We start from the raw sequence: 14,683 nt of genomic DNA on the forward strand, positions 1-14,683 counted from the left end.
CGGCCGCACAATCCCTGCTAGGCAGGGACGATGTTCACCAGTTTAGGTGCCCGTACGATCACGGTGCGGATGCCGCGTCCGTCCAGCGCACGCTGGACGTTTTCCGAGGCAAGCGCGAGTTCGCGCAACTCGTCTTCCGTGATGTCGGGCGAGACATCCAAGCGATCGCGAACCTTGCCCTGGACCTGCACCACGGCAGTGACGGTGTCCTGCACCAGCAGCGCTTCGTCGTGCTTCGGCCAGCCGGCGTTGGCCACGGAAGCGGGGTGACCCAAGGTGTTCCAGAGGTCTTCCGCGGTGTAGGGAGCGAACAGGCTCAGGATGACCGCAACGGCCTCCACCGCTTCCCGTACAGCCGGATCTGCGGCACCTGCACCCGAATCGATGGTCTTACGGGTGGCGTTGACCAGTTCCATCAGTCGGGCGACCACGACGTTGAACTTGTTGTTGTCAAGGAGGTCAGCGGCGTCGGCGACGGTCTTGTGGGTCACGGTGCGCAGGGCGCGGTCACCGGTAGCCGGGTCTGCACCCGGCTCGCTGCTGACGTCCTGGCCGAGCCGCCAAGCACGGGCCAGGAACTTGGCCGAACCCGACGGCGAAACATCCGCCCAGTCGACGTCGTCCTCCGGCGGGGAGGCGAAGACCATGGTGAGACGGACGGCGTCGACGCCAAACTTGTCCAGCTGCTCGCCGAGGTCCACACCGTTGCCCAGTGATTTGCTCATGGCCTTGCCGCCGTTGAGCACCTGGCCTTGGTTGAGCAGCGCGGAGAACGGCTCATTGGCTTCGATCAGGCCAATGTCCTTGATGACCTTGGTGAAGAAGCGTGCGTAGAGCAGGTGCAGGATGGCGTGTTCAACGCCGCCAACGTACTGACCCACCGGCATCCAGTTGTTGATCTTTTCGGGATCGAACGGGCCTTCGGTGTACTCGGGCGAGACGAAGCGCAGGAAGTACCAGGAGGAATCCACGAAGGTGTCCATGGTGTCCGTGTCGCGCTGGGCTGCGCGGCCACAGTTGGGGCACTCAACGTTGACCCATTCGACGGCGGCGGCCAGCGGAGAGGTCCCCTTCGGAGACAAAGCCTCACCGCGCAGGTTGTCGGGCAGCCTGACGGGCAACTGGTCATCGGGGACGGGCACTTCGCCGCATTCACCGCAGTGGATGATCGGGATGGGTGTGCCCCAGAAGCGCTGGCGGCTCAAGAGCCAGTCGCGCAGCCGGAAGTTCACGAACTTCTCGCCGGTTCCGAGCTTCTCAAGAATTTCAATGGCGGCCGGAATTCCTTCGGACTTGGACAGCCCGTCCAGCTCGCCGGAGTTCTTGAGAGTGCCTTCGCCGGCAGTGGCTACGCCCGTCTCTGCAGGGTCCTCGGCACCGGTTTCCAACACCGCCCGGACGGGCAGGCCGAATGCCTTGGCGAAGTCGAGGTCGCGCTGGTCATGCGCGGGCACGGCCATGATGGCTCCCGTGCCGTAGTCGGCCAGCACGTAGTCAGCAGCCCACACGGGGAGCTTTTCGCCGTTGAGCGGGTTGATGGCGTAACGGCCGGTGAAGACGCCGGTCTTCTCGCGTTCGGTGGACTGCCGCTCGATTTCGGACAGGGCCTTGACCTTCTCACGGTAGGCCATGAGTTCGTCATGCTGTCCCGGCGTGACCAGGTCCAGCGCCAAATGTGCATCTGCTGCGACAACGAAGAACGTTGCGCCGTAGAGGGTGTCCGGACGGGTGGTGAATACGGTGACTTCACGCTCGGCGCGGTCCTCGGTGGCTTCGATGACGAAACGCACGTGGGCACCTTCGGAGCGGCCGATCCAGTTGCGTTGCATGGCGAGGACGCGCTCGGGCCAGTGACCCTGCAACTGGTCCATGTCCTCAAGCAGACGGTCGGCGTAGTCGGTGATCTTGAAGTACCACTGGTTCAGTGACTTCTTGGTGACAGGCGTGCCGCAGCGCTCACAAGCACCATTGACGACCTGCTCGTTGGCCAGCACCGTGAGGTCCTTGGGGCACCAGTTGACGGGCGAATCCTTACGGTATGCCAGGCCACGCTCGTAGAAGCGCTTGAACAACCACTGGGTCCACCGGTAGTACTCGGGGTCAGAGGTGTGGAGGCGGCGCGACCAGTCGGCAGAGATGGCATATCGCTTGAAGGACGCCGCCTGGGTGTCGATGTTCGCGTAAGTCCACTCGCTGGGGTGTGCGTTGCGCTTGATGGCAGCGTTCTCGGCTGGCAGGCCGAAGGAGTCCCAACCGATGGGGTGCAGTACATCGAAGCCCTTTTGGCGCAGGTAGCGTGCCACGACATCGCCCATGGCGAAGGCCTCGGCGTGGCCCATGTGAAGGTCGCCCGAAGGGTAGGGGAACATGTCCAGCACATAGCGGCGTTCCCGCGAGCCGTCGTCGGCGGGCGTGAAGACTTTGAGGTCTTCCCAGACCTGCGGCCACTTGGCTTCCATCGCAGCGAAGCTGTAGACGCCTTCTTCGGGCGCTTCGGCTGCGGCTGTTTGTGCTGTTCCGGTCTCTGTCTCCGGCTGAACGCTCACTGCTGCCCTCTTCTGTTCTTCGATGGCGGTTTTGCCTCCTGCTGCGGTCCCGGATACCCCCGGACACACAAAAGCCCCTCAACTATGGAGGGGCGGCCGCACGGCTATTGAAGCCGAGCGGCTAGCTAAGCAGAAGGATCGCACGCATACCAATACCTTACCCCACCAAACCCATGGGCTTGGTGTAAGACGTCCGTATGCGGCAAGAGGTTCCGGGGACTCCCCGCCATGGCGTGGTGGGCACCGCGAAGCGGGCGGGCGGGAGTCCCCGGAACCTGTGTCAAGAGAAGACTACTTAACGTCCTCGTCGACCCAATCCATGGACTTTGTCACTGCCTTCTTCCAGAGACGCAGTTGGCGCTCCTGCTCTTCAGCGGGCATCTGCGGTTCCCAGCGCTTGTCTTCGTTCCAGTTGGCGCTCAGTTCACCGAGGTCCTTCCAGAATCCGACCGCCAGGCCAGCGGCGTAAGCAGCCCCGAGTGCCGTGGTTTCGACGACCTTCGGGCGGACAACAGGTACGCCCAGGATGTCTGCCTGGAATTGCATGAGTGCCTCGTTGGCCACCATGCCGCCGTCGACCTTCAACTCGGTGAGGGGAACACCCGAGTCGGCGTTGACGGCGTCGAGTACCTCGCGGGTCTGGAAGGCCGTGGCCTCCAGCGCTGCACGGGCGATGTGTCCCTTGTTGGCGAAACGCGTGAGGCCAACAATCGCGCCGCGTGCATCTGCCCGCCAGTATGGTGCGAACAGTCCGGAGAAGGCGGGGACGATGTACACGCCACCGTTGTCCTCCACTGCTGCGGCCAGTTCCTCTACCTCCGGGGCGGAACTGATCATGCCCAGGTTGTCGCGGAGCCACTGGATCAACGAGCCCGTGACGGCGATGGAACCTTCAAGGGCGTAGTGCGGTTTGGCATCGCCCAGCTTGTATCCGAGGGTGGTGAGGAGTCCGTTCTTCGAGTGAACAATGTCCTCGCCCGTATTGAAGATCAGGAAGCAGCCGGTGCCGTAGGTATTCTTGGCCTCGCCGGCTTGGAACGCCGCCTGGCCGAAGGTTGCGGCCTGCTGGTCGCCCAGAATGCCTGCTACCGGGGTTTCGCGAAGCAACTGGGACGTGTGGACCTGGCCGTAGACCTCGGAGGAGGACTTGATGGCCGGCATCATCGAGGCCGGGACTCCAAAGACATCCAGGATTCCCTGGTCCCACTGCAGCGTCTCGAGGTCCATGAAGAGGGTGCGGGAAGCGTTGGTGACATCCGTGACGTGCACGCCGCCGTCCACGCCGCCGGTCAGGTTCCACAGAACCCAGGCATCGGTGTTGCCGAACAAGAGGTCGCCGGCTTCCGCACGCTCGCGGGCTCCTTCGACGTTGTCCAGGATCCATTTGATCTTGGTGCCGGAGAAGTAGGTGGCCAGCGGCAGGCCGACCTTCTGTTTGAAGCGTTCGAGCCCACCGTCCTTGGCCAGTTCATCGACGATCGGCTGGGTGCGGGTGTCCTGCCAGACGATGGCGTTGTAGACAGCCTCGCCGGTGTTCTTGTCCCAGACAACAGCAGTTTCGCGCTGGTTTGTAATGCCGACGGCGGCGATGTCGTGCCGGGTCAGGTTCGCCTTGGACAGGGCTGAGGCGATGACCTCGCGCGTGTTGTTCCAGATTTCGGCGGGATTGTGCTCTACCCATCCAGCCTGAGGGAAGATTTGCTCGTGTTCCATCTGGCCGGTGGAGACGATGTTGCCCGAGTGGTCGAACACGATGGCGCGGGAGCTGGTGGTGCCCTGATCGATGGCGATGACGTATTGGTTCATGGTGACGTCCTTGTCTGAAGTTATTGTCTACGTTCGGGTGTTTATGGTGTGCGGGTGGGTAGGTGCAGAACTAGCCGGCGATTGCAGGCATGATGTCCGGAACCCAGATGGCCACGAGGCCTGCGAGGGCGCCGCCAACCAGCGGTCCCACGACCGGGATCCAGGAGTAGGCCCAGTCGCTGGAGCCCTTGCCCTTGATGGGGAGGACGGCGTGTGCGATGCGCGGGCCGAGGTCACGTGCAGGGTTGATGGCGTAGCCGGTGGGGCCACCGAGGGATACACCGATACCGACAACCAGCAAGGCAACTGCCAGCGGGCCGAGGCCGGAAGGGGTGCCGCCGAAGGTCAGGATGACGAAGACCAGGACGAACGTGCCGATGATTTCGGTGATGAGGTTCCACGGGGTGGAACGGATGGCGGGGCCGGTGGAGAAGGTGCCCAGCTTATTCGCTGCCAGGGGCTCCTCATCGAAGTGCTGCTTGTAAGCGAGCCAGCAGACAACGGCACCCAGGAAGGCGCCGAGCAGTTCGCCGCCGAAGTACGTGAGCGTCGAGGCGAAGGTCACCGCAACGTCCTTCGCGTACTCATCGCTACCTTTGACCAGCAAACCCAGGGTGACAGCCGGGTTCAGGTGCGCACCGGACTTTGCGGCCACGAAAACGCCCGCGAAGACCGCAATACCCCAGCCCCACGTCACCATCAAGAATCCACCGTTGTTGCCCTTGGTGCCTTTGAGCGCAACGTTTGCCACGACGCCACAACCCAGCAGGGTCAGCATCATGGTTCCGAATACTTCGGAAAGGAAAACAATTCCAAGAGACATCTTTGACTCCTCATTTTTCTGTTGTCAGCCCCCTCGCGGGTGAAGAGGCTGTTGGGACGGTTCCGTTGTCTCCGGAACCGTCCCGGTGTGGTGGTCCCCTGGCGGGCCCACCTACCCCATTCCGTCCCTACCGCACGCTGGGACGGTCAAGCTGTTTTCCGCTGCTTGGTGTCAGGCTACGAGACTGTGCACGTCAACCTTGTGGAATCGCTGCAGTACTTCCTGGGCGTGGCGGATTTCCGCTTCGCGGGCAGCAGCGTCCCACCCCAGCGGCTCTGCCAACGCCGCGGCGATTTCGTTGAGCAACTCGCCGGTAACCAGGCCACGGAAGGCCAGCGATGTCCTGCGGATGAGGACATCCACCAAGTGACCGATCTGCTCGTGCTCGGCCATGAACGCCAGCTCACGGAGACTCAGTTCGCGAGTGGAACGCAGCGGCGCGTCATGTCCGGCATTGAGGTACTCGATGACAGCGTCTGCGCGTGTTCCGTACCGGGTCAGCAGGACGGCTACGCGGTCAGCGTCGAGGCCCGGCCCCATGTGCTTCTTGATCCATTCCTGTTCTCCCTGCTCGGTGGACGGGAAGCCAGCGCCACCGCCGATGGCGAGTTTCGCCGTCGAGACTTTGCGTTCCATGCCGAGTTCGCGGAGGACGTCGTTGGTCATGTGTTCGGCCAGCGCGCGGAACGTGGTCCACTTGCCGCCCACCAGGCTGAGTACGACGGCGGCCTTACCGCCTGGCGTTGTGACGGCGTCGCTGCCGGTGCGGACGCTGCGTTCGATGCGGTAGTCACGTGAGACGAAACCGGGCTGGGTTTCGTCGTGGCGCGGCAACGGGCGGACACCGGCAAAGCTATAGACGATCTGCTCGCGCCCAACCTTGATGGTGGGGAACACATGTCCCACGAGGTCGAAGAAGTAGTCGATCTCTTCGTCCGTGCACACTGCGTCTTCGGACATGTCGGCGTCCACGTCCGTGGTTCCGACCAACACGCGGTCGCCCATGGGGTAGATCAGGACGATGCGGCCGTCGGTGTGTTCAAAGAAGATTTCCCTACCGTTGCAGGCAGCGAGGAGTTCCGGGTGGTCCAGGACGATGTGGGATCCCTTGGTACCGCCCATGAACTTGCTGACGGCGCCCATGGCCTGGTTGGTGAGGTCCACCCAGGCGCCGGTGGTGTTGACGACGACATCTGCCTGGAACTCAAATTCCTTGCCGGTCAGTTCATCGCGTAGCAGTACTCCGTCGGGGCCCATGGACACGAGGGAGACGTAGTTGCTGGCGCGGGCGCTTCCTCCCGGAAGTCCGCCGCCACGTCCGGCCTTCTCGCCATCCTGCAAGACGTCCAGGGTCAGGCGTTCCGGGTTGTGAACAGAGGCATCGAAGTATGTTGCTGCGTACTTGATACCGGAGTTCAGTTTGGGAAGCTCGGCAAGGGCCTTGGTCCGGCCACGGAACTGGTGGCGCGGAACGCTGCCGCCGTCACGGGAGAAGAAGTCGTACAGGCTCAAGCCAACCTTGATAAGGAAAGCGCCCCGCTCCTTGGGCTTGCCCTGCTTGTGTGTAAGGAAGCGCATGGGCGCGGAGAGGATGCCGGAGAACGTGCTGTAGATCGGGATGGTGGTCTGAAGAGGCTTGACGTAGTGCGGTGCGATGCGCAGGAGCCGGTTGCGCTCAACCACTGATTCCTGGACCAGACGGAATTCGCCGTTTTCAAGGTAGCGGATGCCTCCGTGGATCATGTGGGACGAGGCGCCGCTGGCGCCTTGGCAGTAGTCACCTCGCTCAACAAGCGCGACGTCGACGCCCTGCAGGGCGAGGTCGCGGAATGTCCCAACACCATTGATGCCACCGCCGATGATGAGTACCTTGGCCGAGGGCCGCTCCTGCAGGGCAACGACGGAGTCGCGCTGCTGTGCGTGCTGTGAGGTACCGGAAATCCTGTTGTGTCCCAAAACTGCTCCCTTGGGCTTGGTTCGTGCGCCGCGCCACTCGCTGCTGCACCGTTCACCACTAATCTTGCGAAGGTGGAAAATGGAGTCAAGCTATTTGCACAAACGTGCAGTAAGGAAATGAGATGGCACGATCACGTCACTCGGATGCGCTCCGGGCTGCACAGATGTATTACCTGCAGGACCTGACCATGGATGCGATAGCCCGCGAGTTGCGGACCTCCCGATCCACGGTGTCCCGGCTGCTGTCCTCAGCCCGGGAAACAGGCTTGGTCCAGGTCCAGATTCGGAGCCCGTTCGACACCGGACCGGAACTGGAAAGCCAGATCCGGAGCCAGTACGGCGTCGATGTCCACGTGGTTCCGGTCCTCGATACCCTCAACGAAGCAGAGACCTTGGACCGGGTGGCCATGCAGGCAGCGCGAACAATCGGACCTTTGGTGGACTCGAATGCAATCATCGGGGTGGCGTGGGGGGCGACGCTTAGCGCCGTCAGCCGCCACCTCACCCGCAAGGTGACCCACGACAGCATCGTGGTCCAACTCAACGGTGCAGGAAACATGCAAACCACCGGCATTACCTACGCCAGCGACATCATGCGTCGCTTCGGCAGTGCGTATGGCGCGCGGGTGGAGCAGTTCCCCGTTCCGGCGTTTTTCGACCACGCATCCACCAAGACGGCGATGTGGAATGAGCGCAGCGTTCAACGCATCCTGGATTTGCAGGACCGCATGAGCATCGCAATATTCGGCGTCGGATCGGTCGATTCGGACTACCCGAGCCACGTGTATGCCGGAGGTTACCTCGATGAACACGACCTCACCGTGCTGGCTGCCGACGACGTGGTGGGCGACGTCGCCACCGTCTTCTTCCGCAGTGATGGGTCCTCGGACGGCATCACCCTCAACCAGCGGTCGACCGGCCCCAGCCACGAACAACTCCGTCAGGTCAGGCGCCGGATTTGCGTCGTGTCCGGGGCCTCAAAGATCAATGGCCTCCAGGGGGCACTGGCGGCAGGGTTGGCCACGGACCTCATCCTGGACGAAGCTTCCGCCCGACGACTGGTCAGTTTCAACGGCCATGCCTGAGGCATTCGTGCAGGGAATGGGTAGAGTCGTTGCTATGAGATCCCCAGCCCGGCTGACATTGAACAACGGCGTACAGATGGAACGCCTGGGATTTGGCCTCTATAAGGTTCCACCCAAAGACGCCGACACCCTGGTAGCTACCGCGTTGGGCGAAGGGTACAGGCGCTTCGATACAGCAGCCATGTACGGCAACGAGGTAGGCGTGGGCCGGGGCATCGGCGGCGCAATCGGAGATGCGGCGGCAGCCAACAACGGCACCGGCGGTTCCGGGGAATCTGTGCACACGCTCTCACGCGAAGACCTGTTCGTCACCACTAAAGTCTGGAACGACGACCACGGCTACGATGCCACCCTCAGGGCTTTCGACACCTCCATCTCCAACCTTGGCCTCGACTACGTGGACCTCTACCTCATTCACTGGCCTTGCGCGGGCCGGGGGCTCTTCGCGGAGACATACAAGGCAATGGAGACCCTGTACCGGGAAGGCAAAGTGCGGGCGATCGGTGTGTCCAACTTCCAGCCCGGGCACCTTGAAGAACTCATGCAGAAGGCCGAGGTTGTACCAGCAGTGAACCAGGTCGAGTTGCACCCCTGGCTTCAGCAGACCCGGTTGCGGACTTTGCATGACCAGTTGGGAATCGCCACGGAGGCCTGGAGCCCACTCGGCCGCGGACAGGTCCTGGCTGACCCCGCCATCGTGGCTTTGGCGGAGCAGTACAACAGGACGCCGGCGCAGGTCGTTCTCCGCTGGCATCTTCAACTGGGGAACCTGGTCATTCCCAAAGCGAGCTCTGCGGGACGGATCAAGGAAAACTCTGCCATCTTCGACTTCGAATTGGACGCCACCGACATGGACGGCATCGCAGGACTCGAACGCCACCACCGGACCGGGTCGCACCCGGACAACGTGAATTAGGACCACCGCATGGAAAGAGTGGACACCGCGCATTCGCCTGACAACGCGCAGGCCCCCAGCGTATTCTTCAGCAAGTCATTGACGGGACGCACGCACGCTTCGGACGTGGATGTCGATGGCAGCAATGTTGCCTACTGGACCTACGAGCCAGTGACCGTGACCCCGGCTACCCGCACCATCCTGGTCATTCATGGGTTCCGTGGAGACCACCACGGGCTGCTGCGCGTCGCGGACCAGCTTCCGGAAATGCGCATCATCATGCCGGACCTGCCGGCTTTCGGAAGCTCGGAGCCGTTCGTCGATGCCGAGCACAGTGTTGAACGCTACGGCCGGTTCATTACCGGCTTCATGGCCGCCCTCGGGATGGGACCCAGGACTGTGTTAGTGGGCCACTCCTTTGGTTCGATCGTGGCCAGCCACTTCGCCGCCTCGCACCCAGGCGCTGTCTATCCCCTGATCCTGATCAATCCCATTGCCGCACCGGCACTGGAAGGTCCCAAGGGAATCATGACCAAACTTGCCGTCCTGTACTACCAGGTGTCAGCCAAGCTCCCCCGCCGCCTGGGACTGGCAGTCCTCCGCAACCGGGCGATCGTCCGGGTCATGAGCATCACGATGGCCAAAACCAAGGACAAGGAACTGCGCCGTTTCATCCACGGACAGCACGATGCCTACTTCAGCGCGTTCGCGGACCGGAAAAGCCTGCTGGAATCCTTCAAAGCCTCGGTCTCCGGACACGTGGCCGAGGTTGCCGAGCAGCTAACCCTTCCAGTGCTCCTTGTCGCCGGCGAAAAAGACGAGATCGCCACCCTTCCCAACCAGCACAAACTCATGGAGCGCCTGCCGGACGCCACGCTGGAAGTCATTCCCGGCGTCGGACATTTGATCCACTATGAGACGCCGGTACCGGCGGCAGCAGCCATCCGCACCTTCCTGGAGGAACATCCCGCGTGAAAATTGTCATCGACGCCCGCTTTACCAGGACGGACCACCACGATGGCATCAGCCGCTACGGTTCCAGCCTCATAGCCGCCACATCCAAGATTGCGGATGTCACCATGCTGATCAGCGACAAACGCCAACTCGCACTGTTGCCCGATGTCCCCTATGTGATGGTCAACAGCCCCTTGTCCCCATTGGAGTTGTTCGTGGCCCGGCGTGTTAACCCCCTCGGTGCAGATGTTGTGGTGTGTCCCATGCAGACCATGGGAACCCTGGGGCGGCGTTACGGCCTGATTCTTACCCTGCACGACCTCATCTACTACGAGCACCCGACTCCCCCGGGCTTCCTCCCTGCGCCCGTGCGCCTGCTGTGGAGGCTTTACCACAAGGCCTTCTGGCCGCAGCGTCTCTTGCTGAACCGGGCGGACGTGGTGGCTACCATCAGCCGCACCACTGAAGCTTTGATGGCCAAATACAAACTGACCAAACGGCCCGTGCGGATTGTCGGCAATGCTCCCCAACCAGGTCAGACGCCGCGCGATCCCGCCGCAGGCGCCGAAAAAACCTTGCTGTACATGGGTTCGTTCATGCCGTACAAGAACGTCGAAACCATGATCCGGGGCATGGCAGGCCTGCCGGACTACACCCTTCATCTCCTCAGCAGGATCACCCCGCAGCGCAAGGCGGAATTGGAGGCTTTGGTTCCGCACGGAGCCAAAGTACAGTTCCACAATGGTGTCACGGACGCCGAGTACGACGAACTCCTTGTCCGGGCAACTGCGCTGATCAGCCTTTCCCGCGCAGAGGGATACGGCCTGCCCCTGGTGGAAGCGATGGCCTTGGGTACTCCGGTAATAGCCAGCGATATCCCGATCTTCCGGGAGGTGGGCGGCGACGCCGTGAGCTACGTAGACCCGGAATCGCCGACGGAGTTCGCGGCAGCGGTGACCGCGCTGGGCACCGACGGCCTCTGGCAGCAGCGCTCCCGCACGTCTGTGGAACGCGCGTCAGACTTCAACTGGGACGAATCCGCGCGGCAACTTCTTGCCGCCGCCGAGGAAGTCGTGGCGGTCCGCAAGCGCAGGGCTTAGTCCCTCGCCTAGAGGACGTCCACCCCGTCCAAGCGAAGCTGTACCGGACCAGACGTGCGCTTCGCGGCGTTGGCTGCCCGGACGGCCCGCAGCGCCCGCGTGGTTTCCGCGGCATCAGCATACGGAATGAAGTAGAGCGTCCGGACGTCCGCATCAGCCTCGCCGGTGGTCCCCTGGGATGCGCCGGAGAACAGCTGCACCGGAGCTGGCCCCGCAGTGCGGAGCTTGGTGCCCGCGGCACGCACAGCGCTGGCCTCGAACGCATCTGCAAAGTGTCCGACGTCGGCCCTTGAACCAGTCACTGAGGCCACCCTGACCGCAGGGGGCAACTGCAGTTCTTTCCGAAGGGCCAGCTCCCGCGACGCATAGCCGGGGGCGTCCCACCGCAGGAGTGCTCCCGTGGCGGCGGTATCGTCCGCAGTGATGACCACGAGTCCGCCTTGGTTGGCCGGCTTCACGAGGGAGGCGGCATTGAACCAACGACGGACGGTGTCCTCCCCTGCCCTGAGGTTCTCGCGTCGGAGGAGCGAATTTCCGTCCAACAGCAAAGCGGCCGCATAGCCTTGGGGAGCCACCGGCTCAGCTCCAACCGTGGCCACTACCAGGGCGGAAGCATCAGGCACGGTTGCCTTGATGTGCTCACCTGAAGAGGTCACCACGGCCTTCCCCGGGAAGGCCCGCCCCAGCTCTTCGGCCGTCCGCAGAACACCCGTTGCGCCCTTGCGCAGCCTGGTTGCACTGCAATGCGTGCAGCGCCATTGGGGAGCAGGTGTGGAGCACCAACGGCATGCGGGTATGGCGGAGCTGCTGGAGGCTGCCAGGGGCCCTTGGCAGGCGTTGCAGCGGGCAAGCTCACGGCACGTCTCGCAAACCAAGGACGGTGCGTAGCCGGCACGGGCCACCTGCACCAAAACCGGTCCACGTTCCAGACCCTCCTTGGCAGCGCGCCAGGCAGCACCGGGCAGGCGCGCGATACGTGCCAACGGATCACGTTCCTGCTCGAAGCTGTCCGCCGTATTGAGGACCCTTGGCACCGTGGAACGGACTGTAGTGCGCGGCGCCTCAACAGGCACTGCCCACTGCATTTCGACGAGGCGTTGGAGTTCAGTACTGCGGCTGTGGGAGGCCATGAGGCATGCCGCCCCCTCCTGCTCGGCGCGCAGCAGCAGGATCTCCCGAGCGTGGGCGTAAGGGGCGCGCTGCTCGATGTGGAGGTCGTCGCCGTCATCCCAGCACACCACGAGACCAAGATCCTTGACGGGCGCGTAAGCAGCCGAACGAGTGCCGATGGCAACCCCGGCCGCACCACTCAGAAGCCGCAGGAAGTTCCTGTAGCGGGGCGTCTGGCCGTCGTCCGCGGTGAGTCGTGCAACGTCCGAAGACGGCAGGACTTTGGTCAGCGCGGTCTCCAACTGCTCAAGATCCCGATAATCCGGCACTACCACCACGGCGCCCCGCCCTGAGGAACGGACTGTTGCAACTGCTGAGGCGATGAGAGCCGGCCAACCCGCAGGTCCGAATCGCTGGAGGGCCGTGAGGACAGCCTTGGGCGAACCGCCACTGGCAAGGTGCTGCAAATACTGCGTTCCGTTGGAGTACGCCGCCCAGGTGTAGGGATCCGTGAACGGCTTCAGATCCGCAACGTCGCCGGCCAAACCCCCGGCAAGTAATTCCTTCTCCACCTTGGCAACACGGGGAGGAACCGCCGTCCGGAGAACATCGCTGAGCGTACCGGCGTACCGGGCAGCAACCGTACCGGCCAACTCAGCAACGGCCGGCGTCAAGACAGCCACCGGAGAAACCACTTTATGGAGCGCCGTCAGCGGGTGGGCCGCATCCGAGTCCGCACGCCGCTCAATGATGTAGCCGTTGAGTTCCTGGCCATTGAATTTGACCTTCACCCGGACGCCTGGGACGGCGGAGTCGGAGAGTTCGGCAGGCACGCTGTAGTCGAACGGCCTGTCCAAATGGGGCACAGACGACTCAAGCACCACGCGCGCCACGGGATTCTCCGCAGCAAGGGGTGGGCCGTTGATCGGCGCACGGTCAGGAAACCCTTGCAACAACGAGGGCTGGAGCAGCGACGGCTGGGCCTCGCGTCCTGCCATGCCTTTCACCTCATCCTCATCCTCATCGAGCGGTAACCCACCGCACACCTTCAACGAGAGATGCCCGCAGCGGGATTAACCCGCTGCGGGCATCTCTCTGGCTCCAGCCAACCACGAACCACCGACAAAACAACATCAGCGATGGGATCGACCGGAAGGACCAGCAATCAGGCGTTGAAGTATTCCTTCAGGTCAGCCACCCTGTCCAGGCGCTCCCAGGTGAAGTCGGGCTCGTCGCGGCCGAAGTGACCGTGGGCCGCCGTCTTGGCGTAGATGGGCCGCTTGAGGTCCAGTGCGTCAATGATGGCGCGGGGACGGAGGTCGAACAATTCATCGATGGCCTCGCTGATACGGGCCGGGTCCACGGTCTCCGTGCCGAAGGTCTCGACATACGTTCCGACAGGACGGGCCTGGCCAATGGCGTAGGCAATCTGGATCTCGGCGCGCTTGGCCAGTCCGGCGGCCACCACGTTCTTGGCAACCCACCGCATGGCGTAGGCGGCCGAACGGTCAACCTTGGACGGATCCTTGCCGGAGAACGCGCCGCCACCGTGCCGGGAGAACCCACCGTACGTGTCCACGATGATCTTGCGACCCGTGAGGCCGGCGTCGCCTACCGGGCCACCAATGACGAAGGCTCCGGCCGGGTTCAGGATGTTGGCTGTGCGGGACAAATCCAGGTTGGACGCCGCCAGAACGGGATCAATGACATAGCTCGCGAGGTCCGCCCGAAGCTGCTCAAGGCCCGCTTCTTCCGCATGCTGGCTGGAGATGACCACCGTTTCAACCGAAACCGGGCGATCGCCGTCGTACCCTACCGTGACCTGTGTCTTGCCGTCCGGGCGGAGGTATGCCAGCTCGCCGTTTTTACGCACTTCGGTGAGTCGTTCCGACAAGCGGTGGGCGAGCCAAATGGGGGTGGGCATGTACGACGCGGTCTCATCACTGGCGTAGCCGAACATGATGCCCTGGTCGCCGGCGCCCTGGAGGTCGTAATCGTCTTCCTGGCGGCCTTCACGGGCCTCCAACGAGTTGAAAACGCCGCCTGCAATGTCATTGGACTGCTGCCCGATGGACACGGAGACACCACAACGTGCGCCGTCGAAGCCGTTGGCCGAGGAGTCGTAGCCAATGCCAAGGATGGTCTCGCGGACAATCTGCGGAATCTCCACGTAGGCGTCCGTAGTAACCTCACCAGCCACATGCACCAGGCCGGTAGTGGCCATGGTCTCAACGGCCACGCGGGATTCAGGATCAGCGGCAAGCAGCGCGTCCAGGATGGCGTCGCTGATTTGGTCGCAGATCTTGTCCGGGTGCCCTTCGGTGACCGACTCGGAAGTGAAGAGCCGGAGCTTGGACGGGGTGCCATGGGGTTCATGGTGCAGCGGTAAAGTCACTCGACCACCTTAC

Annotated in this window: 10 protein-coding genes; 4 read left to right on the forward strand and 6 right to left on the reverse strand. The window is 63.0% G+C overall.

Annotation, left to right across the window (positions count from 1 at the left end):
- Positions 1-17: 17 nt before the first annotated feature.
- From leuS to J3D46_RS17300, 4 genes are all read right to left on the reverse strand, one after another.
- A complete protein-coding gene (gene leuS, locus J3D46_RS17285) occupies positions 18-2,546 on the reverse strand; it encodes a leucine--tRNA ligase (RefSeq protein ID WP_231340006.1) in 2,529 nt (842 codons plus the stop codon).
- 291 nt (positions 2,547-2,837) lie between these two features.
- Entirely contained in the window at positions 2,838-4,352 is a 1,515-nt protein-coding gene (gene glpK / locus J3D46_RS17290; RefSeq protein ID WP_231340007.1) for a glycerol kinase GlpK, read from the reverse strand.
- Positions 4,353-4,422: 70 nt separating this feature from the next.
- On the reverse strand, positions 4,423-5,175 hold the full coding sequence (locus J3D46_RS17295) for an MIP/aquaporin family protein (RefSeq protein ID WP_231340008.1): 753 nt from the start codon (positions 5,173-5,175) through the stop codon (positions 4,423-4,425).
- 171 nt (positions 5,176-5,346) lie between these two features.
- Entirely contained in the window at positions 5,347-7,131 is a 1,785-nt protein-coding gene (locus J3D46_RS17300) for a glycerol-3-phosphate dehydrogenase/oxidase (RefSeq protein ID WP_231340009.1), read from the reverse strand.
- Between the two features lie 122 nt (positions 7,132-7,253).
- Here J3D46_RS17300 and J3D46_RS17305 point away from each other — a divergent pair, with 122 nt between their 5' ends.
- Genes J3D46_RS17305 through J3D46_RS17320 form a run of 4 tightly spaced genes read left to right on the forward strand, consistent with a single transcriptional unit; the run spans position 7,254 to position 11,165 of the window.
- Positions 7,254-8,216, forward strand: a complete 963-nt coding sequence (locus J3D46_RS17305) for a sugar-binding transcriptional regulator (protein ID WP_231340010.1) — start codon at positions 7,254-7,256, stop codon at positions 8,214-8,216.
- A 34-nt stretch (positions 8,217-8,250) separates the two neighbouring features.
- Positions 8,251-9,132 carry an aldo/keto reductase gene (locus tag J3D46_RS17310; protein ID WP_231340011.1) on the forward strand — a complete coding sequence of 294 codons (882 nt, stop codon included), beginning with the start codon at positions 8,251-8,253 and terminating at the stop codon, positions 9,130-9,132.
- 9 nt (positions 9,133-9,141) lie between these two features.
- Positions 9,142-10,086 (forward strand): alpha/beta fold hydrolase, encoded by a 945-nt coding sequence (locus J3D46_RS17315; RefSeq protein ID WP_231340012.1) that lies wholly within the window; start codon positions 9,142-9,144, stop codon positions 10,084-10,086.
- Positions 10,083-11,165 (forward strand): glycosyltransferase family 1 protein, encoded by a 1,083-nt coding sequence (locus J3D46_RS17320; protein ID WP_231340013.1) that lies wholly within the window; start codon positions 10,083-10,085, stop codon positions 11,163-11,165. The genes J3D46_RS17315 and J3D46_RS17320 overlap by 4 nt, the downstream gene beginning before the upstream one ends.
- 8 nt (positions 11,166-11,173) lie before the next feature.
- On the opposite strand, the gene J3D46_RS17325 is transcribed toward J3D46_RS17320, so the two are convergent.
- Complete coding sequence (locus J3D46_RS17325; protein WP_253468293.1) at positions 11,174-13,273, reverse strand: primosomal protein N'; 2,100 nt, start codon at positions 13,271-13,273, stop codon at positions 11,174-11,176.
- Positions 13,274-13,440: 167 nt separating this feature from the next.
- Complete coding sequence (metK, locus tag J3D46_RS17330; RefSeq protein WP_231340015.1) at positions 13,441-14,670, reverse strand: methionine adenosyltransferase; 1,230 nt, start codon at positions 14,668-14,670, stop codon at positions 13,441-13,443.
- Positions 14,671-14,683: the final 13 nt, after the last annotated feature.

Origin of the sequence: Paenarthrobacter sp. A20, from assembly GCF_024168825.1 — a bacterium.
Lineage (GTDB): Bacteria > Actinomycetota > Actinomycetes > Actinomycetales > Micrococcaceae > Arthrobacter.

Excerpts from the sequence above, each read along its gene's own strand:
- glpK (WP_231340007.1), bottom strand. The coding sequence starts at position 4,352 with ATGAACCAATACGTCATCGCCATCGATCAGGGCACCACCAGCTCCCGC.
- J3D46_RS17295 (WP_231340008.1), bottom strand. The coding sequence starts at position 5,175 with ATGTCTCTTGGAATTGTTTTCCTTTCCGAAGTATTCGGAACCATGATG.
- J3D46_RS17305 (WP_231340010.1), top strand. The coding sequence starts at position 7,254 with ATGGCACGATCACGTCACTCGGATGCGCTCCGGGCTGCACAGATGTAT.
- J3D46_RS17310 (WP_231340011.1), top strand. The coding sequence starts at position 8,251 with ATGAGATCCCCAGCCCGGCTGACATTGAACAACGGCGTACAGATGGAA.
- J3D46_RS17315 (WP_231340012.1), top strand. The coding sequence starts at position 9,142 with ATGGAAAGAGTGGACACCGCGCATTCGCCTGACAACGCGCAGGCCCCC.
- J3D46_RS17325 (WP_253468293.1), bottom strand. The coding sequence starts at position 13,273 with ATGGCAGGACGCGAGGCCCAGCCGTCGCTGCTCCAGCCCTCGTTGTTG.